Origin of the sequence: Pseudomonas asturiensis (assembly GCF_900143095.1) — a bacterium.
GTDB classification, from domain to species: domain Bacteria; phylum Pseudomonadota; class Gammaproteobacteria; order Pseudomonadales; family Pseudomonadaceae; genus Aquipseudomonas; species Aquipseudomonas asturiensis.
In genome coordinates this window covers 60,022-81,779 of sequence record NZ_FRDA01000010.1, presented here as the reverse complement: position 1 = coordinate 81,779, position 21,758 = coordinate 60,022, and the positions used below count along the sequence as shown (strand labels likewise).

The following is a 21,758-nucleotide window of genomic DNA, read 5'->3' as shown; positions in this document are numbered from 1 at the left end:
GAGCGCTTTGAATGTGGGGTTAATGGCGCGGTTACGACTCAATAGCCCGCTCCCGCACCCGCGCCTGTCACGATCGCAATCCCTGAACTGGTGCCCAGGCGTGTTGCGCCAGCTTCGATCATCGCTCTGGCAGTGGCCACGTCACGCACCCCGCCAGACGCCTTGACGCCGATGTCAGGGCCTACCACACGGCGCATCAGCGCCACATCTTCGAGCGTCGCGCCACTGCGGCTGAAGCCGGTGGAGGTCTTGACGAATGCCACGCCTAGCTCGCGGCAGATCTCGCAGGCACGCACCTTTTGCGCCTCGTTGAGCAGGCAGGTTTCCAGGATCACCTTGAGCGGCACCTTGCCACAGGCCTGCAGCACAGCAGCGATATCGTCGCGTACTTCATCGTGCAGGCCGTCCTTGAGCCAGCCGATGTTCAGCACCATGTCAATTTCCTGAGCCCCGGCGGCGATCGTCAGGGCGGCTTCCGACGCCTTGCTGGCGCTCAGCCCGGCACCCAGCGGAAAGCCCACCACGGCACAGACCTTCACGGCAGACCCGGCCAGTCGTAGAGCGGCAAAAGGCACCTGGCTGGAGTTCACGCACACCGAGTAGAAGCCGTGCTCTCGGGCTTCGGCGCAAAGTGTGGCAATCTGCTCTCGGCTGGCATCCGCCGCCAACAAGGTGTGATCGATGGCCTGAGCCAGTGCAGCGGGTTCGAGCGAATTCATCAAGAGATTCCTGTCATCAGTAAAAACACGTGGGCGGATACCCATAAGTTATAAAATTAACACTTGGTGTTACTATAGTGACACCACCAACGGATTGCCGGGATGCCCGTGGACGTCAAGAAAACCGATCGCATCAAACAGATTCAACAGGCCCTTCAAGATCAGAAAGCCATCCATCTGCGGGAGATGGCGGCGCTGCTCGATGTGTCCGAAATGACCTTGCGCCGCGACCTCAGCCGGCACCCCGAACAGTTACGTCTGCTGGGCGGCTACATCACCCGTGCCCACGATGATCCTGAACCGGGGGATTACCGGGTCAGCGAACAGAACACCCGCCACGTCGAGGAGAAGCGCCGTATCGGCAAGCTGGCCGCCACGTTCATCCAGCCCGGCGACACGGTATTTTTCGACTGCGGCACGACCATCCCCTTCGTGGTCGATTTCATCCCCGACGAGCTGGAGTTCACTGCGGTGTGCAACTCACTCAACGTGCTGCTCAAGCTGCAACAAAAACCCAATTGCAGCATCGTCCTGTGCGGCGGCGTATTCCACCGCAAGAACCAGGTGTTCGAGAGCCATGCCGAAACCAGCATCCTTGATGGCGTGCGCCTGACCTGGGCCTTTGTCTCGGCGGCCGGAGTCAGCCTGGACTGCGGTGTCACCTGCTTCAACTTCCACGAGGTGGAGGTCAAGCAGAAGGTGATGCGCCAGGCCCGGCAAAGCCTGCTGCTGGCCGATCACTCCAAATTCGACGCCGTACGCACTGCACACTTCGGTGCCTTGAGCGATTTCCATTGCGTGGTTAGCGACAAGAAAATCCCGCGTAGCTACCGCGAGGCCATCAAGGCTGGCGGCGCGCAGCTTGTGATTTAGAAGCGTCACGGTTGCAGCGCCCGGCGTTCGGATGCATTCATGTAACCGGTGGTCAGGCTGAACTCGGCGCTGGCACCGGGCGCGAGTCTGCGCACGTTGCCTTTGGCGAGTTCGGCGCGGTAGCCCTCCGGCTCGCAGGTGGCTGGCAGGACGAAGGCCGCCACCTGCTGATCGGGGTTGTGCAAGATCCAGCGCGCAGCATGTTCAAATTGCCGGGGGCTGTAGCGGGTGTAGAACGCCGCGCCGTCGGGATGATCAAGGAAGAAGTGCGCCTGTCCCTGAGCGTCGCTGCGCACGTCATCGAAGAAGCAGACGATCTCCGGGTCATACAACGCAGGTGAGTCGAGCACCTTGAGGCGGGTCGGGTCCTGGCTGAGTTCAGCGATATACGCGTTCCAGGCCGGAGTCGGTCGAACGTGGGCCGGTACGCTGGCGCGCACACGTGTGTGCTCGCAGCCCAAGGGCTGGTTGAGGCAGGCGCCGTCGACATAGGCGTAGTTCATGTGCGCCATGTACATCAGGTCCATCCCCTTGCCGGACAGATTGACCACCTGCATGCCGATCTCGAACAGCCCGCTGGCCGGGCGCAGGGTCACGCTCGGGCTGGCACGGTAATGGTCGCCGAAGCCCTGCACGTATTCGTAGGTGCCGCCGAGGCGCAGATAAGCGCCGTGTTCGTCTTCGCCTGTTTGCAGCCAGGCATCGTCCATCGGCGCGCAGGGCATTTCGCCGTGCAGCGCATGATCATCCTCAGGTCCCGGGCAACCGTTGCGCAGCAGGCCGCTGTGAAACATGAAACAGCCGTAGGTGCCGATCACGCTGGCACTGGGCCGTGGCTGAGTGAACATATTGAGCATGGTCAAATCGACGCCGTCGAATTCAGCCGACCAGATCATTTGCCCCTGCCAAGGCAGGATGACCAGCTTGCCACGGCTGTTTTCCAGTGACAGCGCCTTGACTCCGCTGGGGTAGGTCCAGGCGCGCACGTTAAAATTCGCTGATTCGAGCAGCAGGCGGCTGGCCTGATCCCAGAGCTGTGGGTAGAGCGGCAGGCGTAACGGTTCGCGACTCATTGCGCCACCGCCGTGGCCGAGCCATCCAGCACCGGTTGCGGCTGACGCATGCAGCGCACTGCATACATCACAATGGCTACGAAGCACAGCAGCGGCACACTATAGGCAATCTGCATGTTGCCGCCAGTGGCATCGCTGAGCAGGCCCTGGAAGATCGGAATCACGCCACCGCCGACGATGCTCATCACCAGCAACGAGCCGCCGACACCGGTGTCCTCGCCAAGCCCATCAATGGTCAACCCATAGATGGTCGGCCAGCAAGGCCCGAGAAACACGCTTACCCCCACGGCGGCATACACTGCGGTGATGTTCGGAACCAGGATGGTGTAGGCCAGCAGTACGATGCACAGCACGCCATACACCGCGAGGACTTTGGCAGGGTGCATTTTTCGCATCAGCAGGTTGGCGATCATCTTGCCGATAAAATAGGCGGCAAAGGTGGTCAGCAGGAACCACGAGGCGCTGCGCTCATTCATGCCGCCCATTTGCATCGCCAGGCGAATAGTGAAGCTCCACACTCCGACCTGCGCGCCCACGTAGAGGAACTGCGCCAGCACACCGAAGCAGAAGCGCGGATTGCGCCGCAGGCGGCTGAGGCTCTGGCCGATACTCGCCCGGGGTTCGCTGACGGTGGAGTTGCCCTTGCAGGCGGGGAAGCGAGTGATGGCGATCAGGATGAACATCAATATGAGTACTGCGATCATCCATTTGTAAGGCAGCAGGGTTGACTGGATCATTTGCAATTGCTGCACCGCCGCATCGCTGGCGCTCATGGTGGCCAACTGTTCGCTCGTGGCGTCGGTGTCCTTGAACATCACGAAGCTGCCGACGTACACCCCGGTCATGGCGCCGAATGGGTGAAAGGTCTGCGAGATGTTCAGGCGTCGTGTGCCGGTTTCTCGCGGCCCCATCAGTGTCGAATAGGTGTTGCACGCGGTCTCGAGAAACGACAGGCCAGCGGCGATGACGAACAGCGCCATCAGGAACATGCCGTACTTGGCGGTCGACGCCGCCGGAAAGAACAGGGCACAGCCGAACATGTACAGCATCAGGCCGATGAGGATGGTGGTCTTGTAGCTGAAGCGGCGCACCACCATTGCCGCCGGAATGGCGACGAAAAAGTAGCCCAGGTAGAACGCCGACTGGACGAAAGCGGTCTGGAAATCGCTGAGCAGGAAGGCCTTCTTGAAGTGTGCGATCAGCACGTCGTTCATGCTCGCGGCCGCCGCCCAGAGGGCGAAGATGCTGCAGAGCAGGAGGAAGGCGAACCAAGGTGTGCGGTTCAGGTAGAACCCGTCCGGGGTTTGTTGCAGCGCAGGCTTATTCATTATTGTTCTCCGCGAGATGCTGGTGAGTGTCAACTGGCCGATGCATCGAGGAATCGCGCAAACGTGGGCGCATCGGGGTAAGAAGATTGCGTGCCGAGCCCGGTGACCGAGCAGGCGGAATAGGCCACCGCCTGGCGCATGGCTTGGCGAATATTGCCGTCCTGGCTCCAGTGCCGGGCGAAGCAGCCAATGAAGGCGTCACCGGCTCCAGTGGTGTCACGCGCCTGAACCTTGACCCCTGGAATCTTCCACTCGCCTTCAGCGCCGATGTACAGCGCCCCTTGTTCGCCCAGGGTGACGATGACGTGGCGTACGCCCAGCGCCACCAATTGGCGTGCAGCCTGAGCCGCCTCCTCGGCGCACGTCACCGGCTGGCCACTGATCAGGGCCAGCTCGCTCTCATTGGGGATCAGGAAATCCAGCTGCGCCAGGTGCTCGCGGCTCAGGCCAGCCAAGGCCGGTGCCGGATTGAGCAGCACCGCGATGTCATGCCGGTGAGCGAAGGCGATGGCGTGGTAAACGGTCGCCAACTCGACTTCCAGTTGCAGCACGATCAAAGCGCAATCACGCAGTTGCGCCTCGGCGCGGTCGATATCGGCCGGGCTTAGGTGGGCATTGGCGCCTTTGACGATGAGGATGCTGTTATGAGAGTTCTCCTGGACGAAGATCGGCGCCACGCCGCTCGACACACCCGGCACCCGTTCGACGAATCGCGTATCAATGCCCAGCCGTTGAAAATTGGCCAGGGTGGTATCCGCGAAAGCATCGTCGCCGACCTTGCTAAGCATCAGCACGTCAGCGCCCAGCAGCGCCGCAGCGGCGGCCTGATTGGCGCCCTTGCCGCCGCAGCCCATGGCAAAACGCGGTGCTTCTAGCGTTTCGCCCTGGGCGGGCATGCGCTCGATGTAAGTGATCAGGTCGACCATGTTGCTGCCGATGACTGCAATCTTGCTCATTGTTATTTTGACCTCACCAACGCCGATGGAAGCCTCATCGGCTTTTATTTGTGTTATTTAAATAACATTTGTTGTTATTATTCAATCTTTATTTTTTGATGTGAACGTGCGCCAGCAAAACACTGGCCAGACGTTTTAGAGGCCGTTCCGGATTGGAGACAGGGAAATCGGACGCCTGCCATCGTCGCCTTCCATCTCTGATGCAAGCCAAGCGGAGATGGGGATTTCGGGTCATTGCCTGGCCGTTGACGGCATTCGCGCATGGCGAGGGCTGCCGCCTATTGCGGCGCAGATTGAGGTGTCGGCGGGCAGCTCAATCTGACAGAGGGCGGCGTATCGAGTGCGACCGAGACCACACTGGCCGAAGATCAGGTTCACATCGGCGGCCTGCAAAGCCAGACGCGGGCCCTGAGCATGCTGAGGGTGCCTTGCCGGGTATCTGGGGTATGGCGATGCTGCTCGGTGCTGCCGGTGGTGCCAGCGACCCGGTGCGGACCTTGAAGGTGCTCACCGGCAACGCCGTGGCAACGGTGCCCAGTGACCGGCACTTCATCAATCTGAAGGACCCGGCTGGGGGGAGTAGCCGACGCTCATCAAGCCGGTTGAAGGGCGACAGTTTCCAGGAGCCCCCCGCCTCACCCACCAAACGACGCATACCGCAGCGGCAGCCCGGTGGTGAATTTGATCTGTTCCATGGCAAAGCTCGAGCTGACGTCGGTAATGCCAGGGATGCTGATCAGTTGTTTATAGACGGCGTCGTAGCCTGCGATGTCGGCAACGACGATGCGCAGCAGGTAGTCGGTGTCGCCGGCCATGCGGTAGCACTCGACCACTTCGGGCAGGTCGCCGACGGCGTTGTGGAATTGTTCGAGCCAGGCGGCGTTGTGCTGGTTGGTGCGGATGGCGGCGAAGACACTGACGGATACGTTCAACTGCTGCGGGTTGAGCAGGGCTACGCGGCGGTCGATGATGCCGCTTTCTTCCAGTTTTTGAATGCGACGCCAGCAGGCGGTGCTGCCCAGTCCGATGCGTTCGGCGATGTCTGCGACCGAGCGGGTGCAGTCGGTCTGCAGAATGTCGAGGATGGCTCGGTCGAATTTGTCCATGTGGGTTCCTGTGGCTCGGGCTCAATGTGAAAACGGGGAAGGTGCGCTGACCGGTATTCACGCCGCCTTGGGCATAAAACTACTGACTGCCAATCAGTCTGTAAAACATTAATCGCAAAAGCAGGCCATAAGCCGAATAATTTTTCACTCCTGATCGTTCAATCCGCCCAAATGTCAAAAATTTTTCGCGTCGTCGTCGGTAATCTTTCATCCATCAGCCATGACCCGATCACGAAGCGAATTGACCATGACCGCACCTGCTCTGTACCTGGATTACGCCGCCACCACGCCTGTCGATGAGCAGGTCATTGAAGCCATGGTTGCCTGTCTGGGGCTCGAAGGGCATTTCGGTAATCCGGCGTCCAGCGGGCACGGTTATGGACAGGTGGCGCGGCAGGCGGTCGAGCTGGCGCGGCGGCAGGTGGCGGACGCGGTGGGTGCGCCTGCCGATGCTGTGATCTGGACATCCGGCGCGACCGAGTCCAATAACCTGGCGATCAAAGGCATCGCCCACGACAGCAGCGCGAAGCGTCGGCACATCATCACCAGTGTTCTGGAACACAAGGCCGTGATCGACACCGTGAAAACGCTCGAGCGTCAGGGCTTTCCGGTGACCTGGTTGACGCCGGATGAGCAAGGTCTGATCCAGCCGCACGCCGTGCAAGCCGCGCTGCGTGAAGACACTTTGCTGGTGTCGCTGATGCTGGTGAACAACGAGCTGGGCACGCTGACGGATGTCGCAGCCATCGGCGCGCTGGTGCGCGAACATGGGGCGTTGTTTCATGTGGATGCGGCGCAGGCGGTCGGCAAGGTGCCGGTTGATCTGGCGAGCCTGGCGGTCGATCTGATGTCGTTCTCGGCACACAAAGCGTATGGCCCCAAGGGCATCGGCGCGCTGTACATCGGCCCGCGCGCGCATTCGATGTTGCAGGCGCAGATTCACGGCGGTGGTCATGAAGGTGGCTTTCGTTCAGGCACTCTGGCGACGCACCAGATTGTCGGGATGGGCGCAGCGTTTGCGCTGGCAATTGGCAAGGCTGACGCGGAAAACCGTCGCATTGCGGAGTTGAGCAGCCATCTGCGTGAAGGGCTGCTGGCCCTGCCGGACGTGCGGCTCAACGGTTGTGCGCAGCAGCGCATTCCGCACACCTTGAACCTATGCATCACACGCGCTGGCTTCACCAGTTCGCAGCTGTCCCATGCGCTGGCGTTGTCCTCGACTTCGGCGTGCAACTCGGCGAGCAATGCGCCTTCGCATGTGCTGCTGGCGCTTGGGCTGGATGCCAACAAGGCGCTGGCCAGCGTGCGGGTCAGTCTGGGGCGTTACACGACGCAGGCGGACGTCGAGCGCGCCATCGAGGTGTTCAGCAAGGCGCTCAGCGCACCGGCGGCATTCTGGTAAGCCCGTACGGTCAGCCGAGAAAGAGCACAGTGAGTTGCAGCAGGGTGAGGACGATCCAGAGAATCAACAGGCTCTGACGCCTGCCCAGCGTGCGCGAGCGAAAGAATAGGTAGAGGAACGGAAACAGCACCGACCAGATGGGCGGCCTGGCGTAACCCACCTTGCGCAGCATACCCACGTCGATGCACATGATGATCAGCACCACGATATCGGCGGTATACGGGCCGACGCTGCCCATGAGCCTGTCGATGAAAAAATACAGCGGAGACAGCGCGACAAGCCATGCCAGCGTATCCGGGACCTTGCTGCTGTCCAGTGTCGGCGGCAGCGCCGATGCCAGCTCGGTGGTTGCCAGCACCACCCAGTCTTCAAGCCCGCTGTGCCAGACCCGCGTGGAAGCGCCAATCCGTCGGTTGGCCACGAGTTCCTCAAGCTGAAGCCGGGTCATCGGGCCGCACCGTTGGCCCCACTGCTTATAAAACCACTGTACTTCAGCCATTCAGGGCAGGCTCCGCTTGCGGTCAGATCACCTCGGGAGCCGAATTGTTACATGGATGCCAGGCACATGCCGCACTGTTACGAAGGCATCTTTGCCGCTTCAGCCGGGCGACACGCCGCCGCCCTCGTCCGCCACGATGTCCGGGTCATCCGAATACACCTCAGGCTCATCATCTTCGTACGCCTCGTCCTCTTCGGTGCGCTCCAGCACCTCGTCGCCCTTCTCGGGTCCTGCACCCGGTTTGTTGGCGTTCATGTTCAACACCGGATCGGCTTCACGGTCGTACTGGCCGAGCTGCGGGCTCGCCGGATCTTCCTTGGGCACTTCGTTTGTCAGGATGAAATCGGTTGTCATGTCGGCCACCTCTTTTGTCTTGCCAAAGAAAGTGGACGTGCCTGAGCGCCAGGGGTTCGATCCAGGTGATAAACGCAGCGATACGCGCCCTTCATCGGCCTTTGTAATCTTCATGATACAAAAAGACACAATTGGCACAGATCTTCCAAGTGGAACGCCCGTGCCATAAACCATTGGCGCGCGCTGCACATGAGAGGTGCCCACACGCACCAACGTGCAGTTCACGGACGCCAGCGCGTTCACAAACAGTGCAGGGGCCAGACCACAAGTCGTGTGCCTTGCCAGGAAAGGAGTCTACCGGTGTCATATTCAGCTCGTGCCCGATCACTGCAATCCCCGTCACTGCCGCAAATGGCTACGCCCGCAATGGGTCTGCCCCCTGTTCAGGCTTCGCCCTGAGCACCGACTTCTCCGATCGACTGATCGAAAGGCGCGAGCCTTGAATGAAATGCCAACGGGTTCTGCCCTGCCTTATGGGCCAGGACTGGCGAAGCCCTGCGTGTCTCTCATTAACTAACACAGGACAAGTCTGCCTACTAAGCCTCTTATCGTCCGACAATTTATTTTGACTAGTTGCACTTAGCCATTACCCCTCATAAGGGCTGGCTTTATATTTCATCTAACCTTTCATCCTTCCTTACCCACAGGAGCACCTTGCCGTGAGTAATTAATCAACTAACGCACCAACTTGAATCGGATCTAACAGTCATGGTGCATCGTTTTTCATGACCGATCGGTCATGTATTTTTTAATTCGTCTGCCTGCTCAGAGGGACGAGTCTCGTCCTCTGACTTTATTTTCTTGCTGTTCAAATGAAGGTAATAACAAGCGGAAAGCTCCTTATTCGAAAAAAAGGTACAGGAATGCGACACCTGCTCTAGAGCGGCCCATACAGGCCAGCCGATGGGCCTTTTCTGGCACAGCGGTTGCAATGTAAGCCTTCAGGAACACGTTTGTACCTCGCTGTACACGACTGATAAGCAAGGATTTGCAATGCCATCATCCTGATCGAACATCGCGCGTTACCAAACTGAGCCTGCTGTTCCAGCACGCTCCGCGGCAGCGTGCACGCTAAAGACTGTGCAGGTCTCCATCATTCGAACATTCGTCAATGTTTGAACGGACTTTTATTGCCCTTCAACTACCCGAGGGAGCGTTAATGAATGATGCGGTAATAATGAAAGCGGTTCCTGTTCCACCGCCGGAAGAACGTCCAACGGTGTGGGAGAGCATTCCTTTCAAGGCCAATACTTCGCAACCTGGCGGCCTTAAAAAGTCCCACGCTTTTGTATTGATAGCCGCTTCGGTACTTATTCATGGTGCCGTGTGGTGGTACATGCAAACAGCCGAGGCAGAGGTGCCGGAAGTTGCTCCGCAAGTCCCGGAGATGACCATTGAACTGACCAGCCCGACGCCGCCAACACCGGAGCCACCGCCGCCACCCGAACCTCCACCGCCGCCGCCTCCCCCGCCACCGCCGCCCGAACCGGAGCAGCCAGTCGAGGACCCGGACGCGGTCGAGCCGCCGCCCAAGCCGATCGAAAAGCCCAAGGTCGAGAAGCCCAAGCCGGTCAAGAAACCTGAGCCGGTGAAAAAGCCGACACCTCCGGCACCGCCCAAACCGGTAGCTGCGCCTGCGCCGGCTGCACCCCCGACGCCAGCGCCCGCGCCGCTTGCCCCGGCAGCGCCAGCAGCACCCGCCAAGGAAAGCGCGGCGGTGTCCGGGCTTGCCAGCCTGGGCAACCCGCCACCCGAGTATCCGGGGCTGGCCCTGCGACGCAGTTGGGAGGGTCGCGTGGTGTTGCGCATCAAGGTACTGCCCAACGGCCGTGCTGGCGCTGTCGAGGTGACCAGGTCCAGCGGCAAACCGGTGCTCGACGACGCAGCGGTGGAAGCGGTGCGCAACTGGAAGTTCATCCCGGCCAAGCGCGGCGACACACCGATTGAAGGCTTCGCGACACAGACCATCGATTTCAAGCTGCCGGAATGACCCGGCGCATGACCACAGACAACTTTATTAAAGCTGGTGAGGTGTAAACCATGAACGCATCGCTCTCTTCCATGATCGTCCCCGCCGTGCTCTGGGCGCTGATTCTGTTTTCCGTCCTGAGTTGGGCGCTGTTGTTGATCAAATCCGCGCAGTACGTGAAACAGAAATCCCAGAACAAACACTTCACCAAGGCGTTCTGGGGCGCGCCGGATCTGCTGACGGCCGCCGAACACGCCTCGCAATACCCAGGCTCGCTGGCACGTATTGCCAACAGCGGTTTCGAAGCCATGGCCGTGGACGACTCGCCGCGCACCACGCAACAACTGGCGCACACCATCAACCGTTCCGACCGCCTGGAACGCAACCTGCGCCAACAGATCCAGAAGGAACGCCGTTCGCTGGAAAGCGGCCAGGCGATTCTGGCCAGTATCGGCAGCACTGCGCCCTTCATCGGTCTGTTCGGGACAGTGTGGGGCATCATGGAAGCGCTGCAGAGCATCGGCCTGACCGGCTCGGCCAGCCTTGAGGCGGTCGCCGGTCCCATCGGTCACGCCCTGGTCGCCACGGGCGTGGGCATCGCGGTCGCTGTGCCGGCGGTGCTGATCTACAACTTCTTCCTGCGCCGTCTCAAGCTGGCCGTCGCCGACATGGACGACTTCGCCCACGACTTCGATGCCCTCGCCCAGCGCAGCGCCTTCGCCGTGACTCGTCAACCCATCGCCAGCAAGCAAGGCCACGCCGTGCGGGAGGCAAGCTAATGTCGTTTTCCACTCAAGACAGCGATGAAGTGCTCAGCGAAATGAACGTCACGCCGCTGGTGGACGTGATGCTCGTGCTGCTGGTGGTGTTCATCGTCACCACGCCGCTGATGACCAACGCCATCAAGGTCAACCTGCCCAAGACCGGCTCGGTCGCCCCGGCCGAGAAGAAGGATCCGGTGGTGGTCAGCGTCGATCAGAGCGGCAAGTTTTTCCTCGCCAAATCGGAAATCGCCCCCGAATTGCTGGAGAAAAGCCTGCAGGACGAGAAGGCCAAGGACCCGGACATCCGCGTCCAGCTTCAGGCCGACACCGACGTGAACTACGGCCAGGTGGCCAAGGCGATGGCGTCCATCGAACGCTCGGGCATCACGAAGATTTCCGTCATGACGGCCAAATGAATTGAGGGTTTCGCCCCGCGAAACCCGCTAACCCGACTCCCGTGAACACGGTCGTCCGTGGGCTGAAAAGCCCTTGGAGGGGAGCGGCTTGCTGGAAAACCAAAGCAGTGGAACGCCCGCCCGGCATAACCGGGAAGGGAATAGAGGGCTCACAAGGCCATTTCAATAATGTCTGGACCAGGTCGGAAATAACCATGCTGATGAATCTTCCCGGATACACCCTCAAGCCACTGACCCTCGCGGTCCGCCGTCATCCTCGCGTGCTGTTGTGCGCATTGGCCATGGGCATGAGCGGTGCCCACGCGGCCGATGTCGTCGAGGCGGACACAGGCGGTGAGTCCGTCTCCGCTGCCGCCGTCGTGCCGGCCACGACCCAGTTGCAACGCGTTGAAGTGACAGGCTCGGCGATTCGCCGGGTCGATGCCGAAACCGCTGTACCGATCACCATCCTGCGCGCCGATGATCTGAAGAAACAGGGCGTGACCACCACTCAGGAAATGGTTCAGCGCATCACCGGCAGCCAGTCGATCAACAACAGCGCAGGCTCGGTCGGTGCAGGCACAGGCGGTGCATCCTTCGCCGACATGCGCGGCATCGGCGCGAACAAGACGCTGGTCCTGCTCAATGGCCGTCGCCTGGCCAACAACGCGCTTTCCGGTGTCGGCACGCCCAACGGCAGCGCCATCGACCTGAACATGATCCCTTTCGCGGCTATCGACCGTGTGGAAGTGCTGCGCGATGGTGCATCGGCGCTGTACGGCACCGACGCCATTGGCGGGGTGATCAACTTCATCACCAAGAAAACCCTGACCGACGGCACCCTGAGCCTGGGCGGCGAGACCCCGACCAACAGCGGCGGCGGAGCGACCAAGGACATGAGCGCCAGCTGGGGCTTTGGTGATCTGGACGAAGACCGCTTCAACGTGATGGGCGTCTTCAACTACAACAAGCAGCAGAACCTGGACGCCAACGATCGCTCGTTCGCGCAGGACTATGTGCCAGGACGCGGTCTTAACCAGACGTCCGGCACGGCGTATCCCGGCAACTACTATCAGGGCGACAACTCCGCCAACCCGCTGGGCACCAACTGCTCGGGACCTAGCCTGATTGCGCGCAACGGCATCTGCCGGTTCAGCACCCGCGAATACATCGACCTGATCCCGCAGACCGAAAAAACCTCGTTCTTCGGCAAGGCCACCGGCAAGCTGGCCGACGATCACAACGTCAGCCTCGAATACTTCTGGGCACGTAACAACAACCACACCGACATTGGTCCGGCGCCACTCACCGGTCTGTCACTGGATTCGTCATCGCCGTTTTACCCCGGCAATGGCATCACCCCGGCACCGACCAACTTCACGCTCGACCCCACTCAACCCATCGACACCGCCTGGCGCGAAACCGCAGCCGGACCTCGTGGTTCAAGTGACCAGAACACCAGCCAGCGCTTTCTGTTGAATTTCGACGGTCTGGTCGGCGGCTGGGATTACAACGTCGGTGCCTCATACAACCAGAACAAGGTGCTGTCCAACCTCACCAACGGCTACGTCAGTGACGCAGCGATGATCAATGGCCTGGCCAATGGCGTGATCAACCCGTTCGGTCCGCAAACAGCGGCCGGTCAGGCGCTGATCGATGCCAACGAATACCACGGACAATATTCCAGCGCCGTGGGCCGCGTGGCCGGCATCGACGGACGTATCAGCCGGGAAATCGGTGACTGGTTCGGCGCAGGCCCCGCCGGTCTGGCACTGGGTGGCGAATACCGCAAAGAGAAGATGCACCAGCAGTACGAAACGTTCGTCAACGACATCAGCAGCCTGGGAGCGGACGCGGCAGGCAGCGTGTCGGGAGAGCGCAGTGTGAAGGCTCAATACGCCGAATTGAACGTGCCGGTACTCGACAGCCTGGAGCTGAGCGCGGCGATTCGTCACGACAAGTACAGCGACTTCGGCAGCACCACCAACCCCAAGTACTCGTTCCGTTACCAGCCGGTCAAACAACTGGTGGTCAGGGGTGCATACAGCGAAGGCTTCCGTGCACCGTCGCTCTATGAGCTGTATGCGCCACGCAGCACGACCTTCACCCAGGGTTACTACAACGATCCGGTGCTGTGTGCAGGCGGCACTGTCCAACCCGGCGGGAATTCGGGTCGCGACTGTGCGCAACAGTTCCTCAACAACGGCGGCGGCAACACCGACCTTGCGCCGGAAAAAGCCCGTAACGTGACACTGGGCTTCGTTTATCAGCCAGTCAGCAATCTGTCGATGGGCCTGGATTTCTGGTGGATTCACATTTCCAACCAGATTCAGGCGTTCCCGGAATCGACGGTTTTCGATGAACCCGACACCTACGCCGATCGCTATATCCGCAACGCTGACGGCTCGATCGCCAACATCGTGACCGGCAACGCCAACCTGGGCATCGTCAAGACCAGCGGTGTGGACGTCAGCCTCGACTATCGCTTTCCGAACACGCCTTACGGCCAGTTCGGCCTGGGCATGACCGGCACCTACGTGACCCGTTATGACTTCCAGAACATCATCGACGGTCCGTACACCGACAAGGTCGGCGACTTCCAGGGCGACGGCGTGATCGCACGCTGGAAACACGTGCTGGTGGGTTCCTGGTCGCTGGGCAACACCCGCGCGTCCATCACCAACCGCTTTACCACCGGCTACAACGATTACGACCGCACCACCAACGACCGCGTCGCCTCGTATGCGCTGTGGGACCTGTCGGTCGGGCACACCTTCGACAAGGTGCTGGACGTCGATGCCGGGGTGCGCAACATGTTCGACCGCAACCCGCCGTTCTCCAACCAGGCTTACAACTTCCAGTCCGGCTACGACCCTCGCTACGCCGACCCGCTGGGCCGCACGCTGTTCGCACGCATGACGTATCACTTCTGAGTGAGGACGCGACCCACACCCGCTCCGTGGGTCGCGTCTGGATTGCGAGCTCGCCCCCTCCGGCCACAGGTTTCATCCACCTTCTCCGGCCGGAGGCCTTTTTCGCCGCGTTGCGTTATCAGTGCGTTCGAGGATAGCCCCATCATGTCGCGTCAAATCCGTTTTCTGCGACGCCTGCTTCTGGGTGTTGCGGTGCTGTGCAACTGTTGGCAGGTCGCGCTGGCCTCGCCAACCCATGCCTTGACTGTCTATGGCGAAGCACCGAAATACCCGGCTGGCTTCAAGCACTTCGACTACGTCAATCCGAATGCCCCCAAAGGCGGATCACTGACCCGCTCGGCCGAAGAAATCGGCCAGTTCAATTACCTCAATCCCTACGTCGATCAAGGCATAGGTGTAGTGCAGGTGGACAGTTGGGTCTACGCGCCGCTGGCGTATCGCTCGCTCGACGAGCCTTACACGGTCTACGGGCTGATCGCAGAAAAGATGGAAGTGGACCCGGACGGTCTGTGGATCCGTTTCTACCTTAACCCCAAGGCACGCTTCGAGGACGGCCAGCCCGTCACTGCCGAGGACGTGCGCTACACCTTCGAGCTGATGACCACCAAGGCCAGCTTCAGCTATCGCCCGATGTTTGCCGACGTCAAGGACGTGACCATCGAGGGGCCGCTGCAGATTCGTTTCGACTTCAAGAACAACCTCAACCGCATGCTGGCGCTGGACATCGCCAGCCTGCACATTCTGCCGCAGCACTGGTGGAAGAGCCGGGACTTCGCCAATGGCGGCGGTTTCGAGCCACCACTGGGCAACGGACCGTACCGGGTCGCCAGGGTCGACGCCGGACGCAGCGTGGTTTTCGAACGGGTCAAGGACTGGTGGGGCAAGGACCTGCCGGTGAGCCGTGGCCTGTACAACTTCGACACCCTGACGGTGAATTTCTACGGTGACACGGAAATCGCCCGGCAACTGCTGCAGGCCGGGGCGTTCGACTACAACCGGGAGTTTTCTTCAGCCGGGTTTACCGTGGGCTACAGCGGCCCGGCCATTGATGACGGGCGCTTGCAGAAAAACATTCTGGCCACCCAGCGCCCCGTGGCCGCGCAGGGTTTCGTGTTCAACCAGGACAACCCGATCTTCAAGGACCGCCGCGTGCGCCAGGCGTTGTCGATGCTGTGGGACTTCGACTGGATCAATCGCCGGGTGATGCGTAATTTCTACCTGCGCCAGCAGAGCTACTTTCCGAAAAGCGAAATGTCCGCCACCCAACTGCCGGACGAAGCTGAGCTGAAGATTCTCGAACCCCTGCGCGGCCAGGTGCCAGACGAGGTGTTCACCCAGGTTTATCAACCACCGAAGACCGATGGCAGCGGCTATATCCGCGACAAGCAGATGCAGGCCCTCAAACTGCTGGCCGAAGCCGGTTGGCACCCGAAGAACAACAAATTGGTCAACGCCGCGGGCGAGCCGATGGTGTTCAGTTTTCTTGATGGCCAGGGCGGCTTCGACCGGTTGATCCTGCCGTTCAAACGCACCCTGGCGCAGATCGGCATCACGCTGGACTTCCTGCGCATCGACTCGGCGCAGTACATCAACCGGCTCAACGCACGGGACTACGACATGATCGTGGTCACCTTCCCGAAAAGCGGCAACCCGCTGATCTCGCCAGGCCGTGATCTGTACAACCTGTACGGCTCGCAAAGCGCAACCGAAGTCGGCAGCTCGAACGCCATGGTGCTGCGTAACCCGGCCGTGGACACCCTGATCGATGGACTGGTGGCAGCCAACAGTCGCAACGAGATGGTGCATTACGCCCGTGCGCTGGATCGGGTCCTGCAATGGGGTTACTACATGATCCCCAACTACTTCTCCAAGGGCACACCGCTGGTGTACGCCAACCGTTTCGGCAGGCCCGACACCGCGCCTGTCTATGACGTTGGCCTGGAAACCTGGTGGCAAATCAGCCCGACCGCGCTGACCAACGCCCAGGCTGCTGCGCTGGGCAGCACGACCACCGCTGCGAAGGAGCATTGAGATGCTGGCATACGTAATCCGACGCCTGCTGCTGATCATTCCTACGCTGCTGGCCATTCTGATCGTGAATTTCCTGATCGTGCAGGCCGCGCCTGGCGGGCCGGTGGAACAGGCCATCGCACGCATTCAGGGTTTCAGCCCCAATGGCGTGGGCGGAGGCGGCGGCGAAGTGGCGTCCAACGGCACCGCCAGCCGCAGCACGCGGGGTCTGGACCCGGCGCTGATCGAGTCGATCAAGGAGCATTACGGTTTCGACAAACCGATGCACGAACGCCTGTGGCTGATGCTCAAGAACTACGCGCAACTGGATTTCGGCAACAGCTTTTTCCGGGGCGCGCCGGTCACTGAGTTGATTGCACAGAAGCTGCCGGTGTCGCTGTCGCTCGGGCTGTGGGCAACATTGATCACGTACCTGATTTCCATCCCGCTGGGGATTCGCAAGGCGGTGCGGCACGGTAGCGCGTTCGACGTGTGGAGCAGCACGCTGGTGATCATCGGCTACGCCACGCCCGCATTTCTGTTCGCGATTCTGCTGATCGTGGTGTTTGCCGGCGGCAGCTACCTGAGCTGGTTTCCCGCGCAGGGGCTGTTCTCGGAAAACTTCGACAGCCTCGGCACCTGGGGCAAGGTGAAGGACTATTTGTGGCATCTCGTGCTGCCGGTTACTTCGCTGGTAATCGGCGGCTTCGCGACACTGACCATCCTGACCAAGAACAGCTTTCTCAACGAGATCAGCCGCCAGTACGTGGTCACGGCGCGGGCCAAGGGGCTGACGGAACATCGCGTGCTGTACGGCCACGTATTTCGTAACGCCATGCTGCTGGTGATCGCGGGTATTCCCCAGGCGTTGATCGAGGTGTTCTTCGCCGGTTCGCTGCTGATCGAAACCATTTTCGGCCTCGACGGGCTGGGGCGCATGAGCTACGAAGCGGCGGTGTCGCGGGACTATCCGGTGGTCTTCGGCACGCTGTTTCTGTTCACCCTGTTCGGCCTGTTGATCAAACTGGTGGGCGACCTGTGCTACATGCTGGTCGATCCGCGCATCGATTTTTCCGCGAGGAGCGCCTGATGTTCGAGTTCTCTCCCCAGAGCCAGCGACGCATGGCGCTGTTCAAGGCCAATCGGCGCGGCTGGTGGTCACTGTGGATCTTCATCGGCCTGATGCTGGTGTGCCTGTGCGGCGAGCTGATCGCCAACGACAAGCCATTGCTGCTGAGCTACGACGGCGAGTTGTATTACCCGGCGTTTCACACCTACGTGGAAACTGATTTCGGCGGCGAATTGCCCTTCGAGCCAGACTACGCCAGCGACTATGTACGCCAGTTGATCACCGCGAAAAACGGCTGGATGCTGTTTGCGCCGATTCCGTTCAGTTACGACACCATCAACTACGACCTGGAAGCGCCCTCGCCCAGCCCGCCGGGTGGCCGTAACTGGCTGGGCACCGACGAGCAGGCGCGTGATGTGCTGGCGCGGGTGCTGTTCGGTGCGCGGATTTCGATTCTGTTCGCGTTGCTGCTGACGGCGATCAGCACCGTGATCGGCGTCTGCGCCGGGGCGATTCAGGGTTACTACGGCGGCCTGACCGACCTGATCGGCCAGCGTATCCAGGAGATCTGGTCGGGCCTGCCGGTGCTGTATCTGCTGATCATTCTGTCGGGCTTCGTGTCACCGAATTTCTGGTGGCTGCTGGGCATCATGGCGCTGTTTTCGTGGCTGTCGCTGGTGGACGTGGTGCGCGCCGAGTTTCTGCGCGGCCGCAATCTGGAATACGTCAAAGCCGCCCGCGCACTGGGCCTGACCGATGCCGCGCTGATGTGGCGGCACATCCTGCCCAATGCCATGACCAGCACCCTCACCTTTCTGCCGTTCATTGTGACCGGCGCCATTGCCACGCTCACCGCGCTGGATTTTCTCGGCTTCGGCATGCCTGCGGGCAGCGCGTCGCTGGGTGAACTGATCGGCGAAGCCAAGCGCAATCTGCAGGCACCGTGGCTGGGCCTGACCGCCTTTGTCGCGCTGGCGCTGATTCTGTCCCTGTTGGTGTTCATCGGCGAAGCCTGCCGAGACGCGTTCGATCCCCGGAGCTGACATGCACGATAACCTGATTGAAATACGTGACCTGCGCGTCGCCTTCAACGGCCACGAGGTGGTGCATGGCGTCAGCCTCGACATCCGGCGCGGCGAATGCCTGGCGCTGGTGGGCGAGTCCGGCTCGGGCAAGTCGGTGACGGCGCATTCGATTCTGCGCCTGTTGCCCGCTAAAACGGTCAGCACGCAAGGCTCGATTCACTACGACGGACTGGATCTGGTCAGCGCCAGCGACAAGCAACTGCGCAGCCTGCGCGGCAACCGGGTAGCGATGATCTTTCAGGAACCCATGAGCTCGCTGAACCCGCTGCACACGGTGGAAAAGCAGATCGGCGAAATTCTTGTCACTCACAAGGGCCTGAAAGGTAAGGCCGCCCGGAACCGTACCCTTGAGTTGCTGGAACTGGTGGGCATTCGCGATCCGCTGTCGCGCCTCAACGCTTATCCGCATCAACTCTCGGGCGGGCAACGCCAGCGCATCATGATCGCCATGGCGCTGGCCAACGAGCCCGATCTGTTGATCGCCGACGAACCCACCACCGCACTGGACGTGACGGTGCAGGTGAAAATCCTCGAACTGCTCAAGTCGCTGCAACAGCGGCTGAACATGTCGCTGCTGCTGATCAGCCACGACCTCAATCTGGTGCGTCGCATTGCGCAGCGGGTGTGTGTGATGCGCGAAGGCGAGATCGTCGAACAGGCCGACTGCCAGACCCTGTTCGACAACCCGCAGCACCCGTACAGCCAGTTGTTGATCAACGCCGAGCCCGACGGCGAGCCGGTGCCTTCGACGCACAGCAACACGTTGCTGTCGGTGCTGGACCTTAAGGTCTGGTTTCCGTTGGCGAAGTCCTGGTTCAAGCGCGAGCAGCAGTTCGTGAAAGCCGTGGACGGCGTGAGTTTCGAACTGCTCAAAGGCAAGACGCTGGGTATCGTCGGTGAGTCGGGTTCAGGCAAATCGACGCTGGGCCAGGCCATTCTGCGGCTGGTCGACTCCGAAGGCAGTATCCGTTTCGGCACCAAGGAGCTGAGCCTGCACAGTCAGCACCTGATGCGCCCGCTGCGTCGTCATCTGCAGGTGGTATTTCAGGACCCGTTCGGCAGCCTGAGCCCGCGCATGACCGTGGCGCAGATCATTGCCGAGGGGCTGGTCACTCACAACATCGGCACGCCCAAAGAGCGTGAGGCAACGGTGATTCGGGTGCTGGGCGAAGTCGGGCTGGACCCGGCCAGTCGCCATCGTTATCCGCATGAGTTCTCCGGTGGGCAACGCCAGCGTATTTCCATTGCCCGCGCACTGGTGCTGGAGCCCGACCTGATCCTGCTGGACGAACCGACGTCGGCACTGGACCGCACCGTGCAGAAACAGATTGTCGCCCTGTTGCGTGATCTGCAGATTCGTCATGGCCTGACGTACCTGTTCATCAGCCACGACCTGGCTGTGGTGCATGCCCTGGCGCATGACCTGATCGTGATCAAGGACGGCAAAGTGGTCGAACAAGGTCCGTCGCGGGAGATTTTCGCTGCGCCGCAGCAGCCCTATACACAGGAACTGCTGCGTTCATCCGGCCTAGTGTTTGCCTGAAGCCTATTTGTGGAACGTCTGACCCAACGCTTCCAGACGCATGGCCAGCGGCGGCAGGCGCTGGCTACTGGACGCGAGCACACCGATATTGGCGGCGGTGTGCTCGGCAATGTCCTGCACCGAACGCAACTGGTCGGCAATCTCGCGGCTTGCCGTGGCCTGCTGATCGGTGGTTGAAGCAATCAGGCCGTTGAGCTGGGTGATATGCCCGATTCCCTCGCCCACTGCATGCAGCGATTGCGAGGCGCGCTGGCTGTTCTGCACGCAACGTTCGACCCCTTGACGACTGTCTTGCATGGCCGAAGCGGCCTGACGACTGCGTCGTTGCAGGTCGCCAATGATGGTCTGGATTTCCTGGGTGGAAGACGCTGTGCGCTGGGCCAGATTGCGCACTTCGTCGGCGACCACTGCAAAGCCACGTCCCTGTTCGCCCGCCCGTGCCGCTTCGATGGCCGCATTCAGCGCCAGCAGGTTGGTCTGCTCGGCGATGCTGCCGATCACCTCCAGCACCTTGCCGATCTGCTCGGACTGGCTGGCAAGCGCCTGCACGGTTTCATCGGTGGTGTTGATGCGTGCCGCCAGTTGGGTGATTTCGCTCTGCGCCAGATCGACACTTTCCTGGCCGTGGGCCACTTGATCGCTGGCGTCTCCGGCGCGCTGTACAGCTTGCGCGATGTGGCCTGCGATGTCGTTCATGGCATCGCCCATGCGCTGCATTGCGCCGGTCATGCGAGCGATTTCACTCAGCTGGTGCTGCGCACCGGTTTCCAGCGTGCTGCTGGCGCTGGCCAGGTCGTGACCGAGTTCGCCCAGCCCCTGCGTATCGCGCACCACGCCGTCGATCAAGTCAGTGATTTGCGCCAGAAAACGCTCGAACTGTTGCGCCAGCGGAATGTGCTTGCCCGAGCGCTCGTGACTCAGCACTTCAGACGTGAACTGGGTGGTGGTGGCAAGCATGCGATCAAGCATGTCCTGATTCTCGACCGCTTCGGCCTGGCTCTGCACCGCCAGGTAAATCAGAATCGCGGTTTCTACCACCACGTAAATGGCATGCAACAGGACCATGTCCCAGCCACCGGCATGATGCATCACATACACCGGGAAGCCTGCGTGTTGCAGCACATGAAACAGCACGTGGTGGACGGCGATGGTAGCCGCCGCGACGAGGATCGGCAGCCAGTCGCGGTAGAAGGTCAGCACGGCAAGGAACACGAAGATGCCGAAGTGGATTTCAATCAGCCCGCGCGCCTGGTTGATGTGCAACCCGGCCATGACCATCAACCCGACGCCGACGCAACAGCGCATCAATCGGGTGCCGCCGATGACCCGGTACAGGCCGGTCAGCACCAGCGCGGTGCCGCCACCGATCAACAGTGCCTGCGAAAACGTATCGAACCAGAACGCCAGGCCCAGTGCATAGACGAACAGCAGCCAGGTCAGGCCCAGCATGATGCGGTCGGCTTTGCGGTAGTGCTCACGAAAACGAGAAGCTGCAGGCATCGAAGCAATTCCTTTTGAAAATCCAGGGCGACGGGAAGCCCCGTCGGTTTTCAATTCTGCGAGCAAGAGTCCAGCCAGAATGGTCGATGGATAGTAGCTCCATGCCAGTAATTGGAAAAATGTATTTAAGGGGTGTGCAAGTACCGTGAAAAACGGCTTGCGAGCAATGATCTCAGGTCA

Annotated in this window: 18 protein-coding genes; 10 read left to right on the top strand and 8 right to left on the bottom strand. The window is 60.9% G+C overall.

Going from position 1 to position 21,758, the window contains the following annotated elements:
• Positions 1-38: 38 nt before the first annotated feature.
• Positions 39-719 (bottom strand): deoxyribose-phosphate aldolase, encoded by a 681-nt coding sequence (gene deoC, locus BUB69_RS17945; RefSeq protein ID WP_073169069.1) that lies wholly within the window; start codon positions 717-719, stop codon positions 39-41.
• Between the two features lie 102 nt (positions 720-821).
• Between deoC and deoR the strand changes: the two genes are divergently transcribed.
• A complete protein-coding gene (deoR, locus tag BUB69_RS17940) occupies positions 822-1,592 on the top strand; it encodes a DNA-binding transcriptional repressor DeoR (RefSeq protein WP_163032121.1) in 771 nt (256 codons plus the stop codon).
• Between the two features lie 5 nt (positions 1,593-1,597).
• Here the strand turns inward: deoR and BUB69_RS17935 are convergent, their stop codons facing one another.
• From BUB69_RS17935 to BUB69_RS17920, 4 genes are all read right to left on the bottom strand, one after another.
• Positions 1,598-2,665 carry an aldose 1-epimerase family protein gene (locus BUB69_RS17935; RefSeq protein WP_073169067.1) on the bottom strand — a complete coding sequence of 356 codons (1,068 nt, stop codon included), beginning with the start codon at positions 2,663-2,665 and terminating at the stop codon, positions 1,598-1,600.
• Complete coding sequence (gene fucP / locus BUB69_RS17930) at positions 2,662-3,993, bottom strand: L-fucose:H+ symporter permease (protein WP_073169065.1); 1,332 nt, start codon at positions 3,991-3,993, stop codon at positions 2,662-2,664. Before fucP ends, BUB69_RS17935 begins: the two co-directional genes overlap by 4 nt.
• Before the next feature lie 29 nt (positions 3,994-4,022).
• Complete coding sequence (rbsK, locus tag BUB69_RS17925; protein ID WP_073169063.1) at positions 4,023-4,949, bottom strand: ribokinase; 927 nt, start codon at positions 4,947-4,949, stop codon at positions 4,023-4,025.
• Positions 4,950-5,584: 635 nt separating this feature from the next.
• The gene (locus tag BUB69_RS17920) at positions 5,585-6,055 is read right to left on the bottom strand and encodes an Lrp/AsnC family transcriptional regulator (RefSeq protein ID WP_024688116.1); all 471 of its coding nucleotides are present in this window, start codon (positions 6,053-6,055) and stop codon (positions 5,585-5,587) included.
• Positions 6,056-6,302: 247 nt separating this feature from the next.
• Between BUB69_RS17920 and BUB69_RS17915 the strand changes: the two genes are divergently transcribed.
• Complete coding sequence (locus tag BUB69_RS17915; RefSeq protein WP_073169061.1) at positions 6,303-7,457, top strand: cysteine desulfurase family protein; 1,155 nt, start codon at positions 6,303-6,305, stop codon at positions 7,455-7,457.
• Between the two features lie 10 nt (positions 7,458-7,467).
• Here BUB69_RS17915 and BUB69_RS17910 read toward each other — a convergent pair whose 3' ends face one another.
• Positions 7,468-7,956, bottom strand: a complete 489-nt coding sequence (locus BUB69_RS17910) for a DUF4339 domain-containing protein (RefSeq protein ID WP_073169059.1) — start codon at positions 7,954-7,956, stop codon at positions 7,468-7,470.
• Positions 7,957-8,055: 99 nt separating this feature from the next.
• The gene (locus BUB69_RS17905) at positions 8,056-8,310 is read right to left on the bottom strand and encodes a hypothetical protein (RefSeq protein WP_024688114.1); all 255 of its coding nucleotides are present in this window, start codon (positions 8,308-8,310) and stop codon (positions 8,056-8,058) included.
• Positions 8,311-9,469: 1,159 nt separating this feature from the next.
• On the opposite strand from BUB69_RS17905, the gene BUB69_RS17900 reads away from it, so the two are divergent.
• The 8 genes from BUB69_RS17900 to BUB69_RS17865 all read left to right on the top strand — a co-directional run bounded on the left by BUB69_RS17900 (position 9,470) and on the right by BUB69_RS17865 (position 20,078).
• A complete protein-coding gene (locus BUB69_RS17900) occupies positions 9,470-10,300 on the top strand; it encodes an energy transducer TonB (RefSeq protein ID WP_073169057.1) in 831 nt (276 codons plus the stop codon).
• A gap of 71 nt (positions 10,301-10,371) precedes the next feature.
• Positions 10,372-11,058, top strand: a complete 687-nt coding sequence (locus BUB69_RS17895; protein WP_032610726.1) for a MotA/TolQ/ExbB proton channel family protein — start codon at positions 10,372-10,374, stop codon at positions 11,056-11,058.
• The gene (locus BUB69_RS17890) at positions 11,058-11,459 is read left to right on the top strand and encodes an ExbD/TolR family protein (RefSeq protein ID WP_024688111.1); all 402 of its coding nucleotides are present in this window, start codon (positions 11,058-11,060) and stop codon (positions 11,457-11,459) included. Before BUB69_RS17895 ends, BUB69_RS17890 begins: the two co-directional genes overlap by 1 nt.
• Positions 11,460-11,653: 194 nt before the next feature.
• The gene (locus BUB69_RS17885; RefSeq protein ID WP_163032123.1) at positions 11,654-14,371 is read left to right on the top strand and encodes a TonB-dependent receptor; all 2,718 of its coding nucleotides are present in this window, start codon (positions 11,654-11,656) and stop codon (positions 14,369-14,371) included.
• A 144-nt stretch (positions 14,372-14,515) separates the two neighbouring features.
• Positions 14,516-16,402: an extracellular solute-binding protein gene (locus BUB69_RS17880; RefSeq protein WP_073169055.1), complete on the top strand. Its 1,887-nt coding sequence runs from the start codon at positions 14,516-14,518 to the stop codon at positions 16,400-16,402.
• 1 nt (position 16,403) lies between these two features.
• Positions 16,404-17,471, top strand: coding sequence for a microcin C ABC transporter permease YejB (locus BUB69_RS17875; protein WP_024695895.1), 1,068 nt, complete (start codon positions 16,404-16,406; stop codon positions 17,469-17,471).
• A complete protein-coding gene (locus BUB69_RS17870) occupies positions 17,471-18,493 on the top strand; it encodes an ABC transporter permease (protein WP_073169053.1) in 1,023 nt (340 codons plus the stop codon). Before BUB69_RS17875 ends, BUB69_RS17870 begins: the two co-directional genes overlap by 1 nt.
• Before the next feature lies 1 nt (position 18,494).
• A complete protein-coding gene (locus tag BUB69_RS17865; RefSeq protein ID WP_073169050.1) occupies positions 18,495-20,078 on the top strand; it encodes an ABC transporter ATP-binding protein in 1,584 nt (527 codons plus the stop codon).
• A gap of 3 nt (positions 20,079-20,081) precedes the next feature.
• On the opposite strand, the gene BUB69_RS17860 is transcribed toward BUB69_RS17865, so the two are convergent.
• Positions 20,082-21,578, bottom strand: coding sequence for a methyl-accepting chemotaxis protein (locus BUB69_RS17860; protein WP_073169048.1), 1,497 nt, complete (start codon positions 21,576-21,578; stop codon positions 20,082-20,084).
• Between the last annotated feature and the right edge of the window lie 180 nt (positions 21,579-21,758).

What these genes read in the sequence shown, in the direction of transcription:
- BUB69_RS17900 (WP_073169057.1), top strand. Translation starts at nt 9,470, where the DNA reads ATGAATGATGCGGTAATAATGAAAGCGGTTCCTGTTCCACCGCCGGAA.
- deoR (WP_163032121.1), top strand. Translation starts at nt 822, where the DNA reads ATGCCCGTGGACGTCAAGAAAACCGATCGCATCAAACAGATTCAACAG.
- BUB69_RS17910 (WP_073169059.1), bottom strand. Translation starts at nt 7,956, where the DNA reads ATGGCTGAAGTACAGTGGTTTTATAAGCAGTGGGGCCAACGGTGCGGC.
- BUB69_RS17885 (WP_163032123.1), top strand. Translation starts at nt 11,654, where the DNA reads ATGCTGATGAATCTTCCCGGATACACCCTCAAGCCACTGACCCTCGCG.
- BUB69_RS17880 (WP_073169055.1), top strand. Translation starts at nt 14,516, where the DNA reads ATGTCGCGTCAAATCCGTTTTCTGCGACGCCTGCTTCTGGGTGTTGCG.
- BUB69_RS17920 (WP_024688116.1), bottom strand. Translation starts at nt 6,055, where the DNA reads ATGGACAAATTCGACCGAGCCATCCTCGACATTCTGCAGACCGACTGC.
- BUB69_RS17895 (WP_032610726.1), top strand. Translation starts at nt 10,372, where the DNA reads ATGATCGTCCCCGCCGTGCTCTGGGCGCTGATTCTGTTTTCCGTCCTG.
- deoC (WP_073169069.1), bottom strand. Translation starts at nt 719, where the DNA reads ATGAATTCGCTCGAACCCGCTGCACTGGCTCAGGCCATCGATCACACC.
- BUB69_RS17935 (WP_073169067.1), bottom strand. Translation starts at nt 2,665, where the DNA reads ATGAGTCGCGAACCGTTACGCCTGCCGCTCTACCCACAGCTCTGGGAT.
- BUB69_RS17860 (WP_073169048.1), bottom strand. Translation starts at nt 21,578, where the DNA reads ATGCCTGCAGCTTCTCGTTTTCGTGAGCACTACCGCAAAGCCGACCGC.
- fucP (WP_073169065.1), bottom strand. Translation starts at nt 3,993, where the DNA reads ATGAATAAGCCTGCGCTGCAACAAACCCCGGACGGGTTCTACCTGAAC.
- rbsK (WP_073169063.1), bottom strand. Translation starts at nt 4,949, where the DNA reads ATGAGCAAGATTGCAGTCATCGGCAGCAACATGGTCGACCTGATCACT.
- BUB69_RS17870 (WP_073169053.1), top strand. Translation starts at nt 17,471, where the DNA reads ATGTTCGAGTTCTCTCCCCAGAGCCAGCGACGCATGGCGCTGTTCAAG.
- BUB69_RS17915 (WP_073169061.1), top strand. Translation starts at nt 6,303, where the DNA reads ATGACCGCACCTGCTCTGTACCTGGATTACGCCGCCACCACGCCTGTC.
- BUB69_RS17865 (WP_073169050.1), top strand. Translation starts at nt 18,495, where the DNA reads ATGCACGATAACCTGATTGAAATACGTGACCTGCGCGTCGCCTTCAAC.
- BUB69_RS17890 (WP_024688111.1), top strand. Translation starts at nt 11,058, where the DNA reads ATGTCGTTTTCCACTCAAGACAGCGATGAAGTGCTCAGCGAAATGAAC.
- BUB69_RS17905 (WP_024688114.1), bottom strand. Translation starts at nt 8,310, where the DNA reads ATGACAACCGATTTCATCCTGACAAACGAAGTGCCCAAGGAAGATCCG.
- BUB69_RS17875 (WP_024695895.1), top strand. Translation starts at nt 16,404, where the DNA reads ATGCTGGCATACGTAATCCGACGCCTGCTGCTGATCATTCCTACGCTG.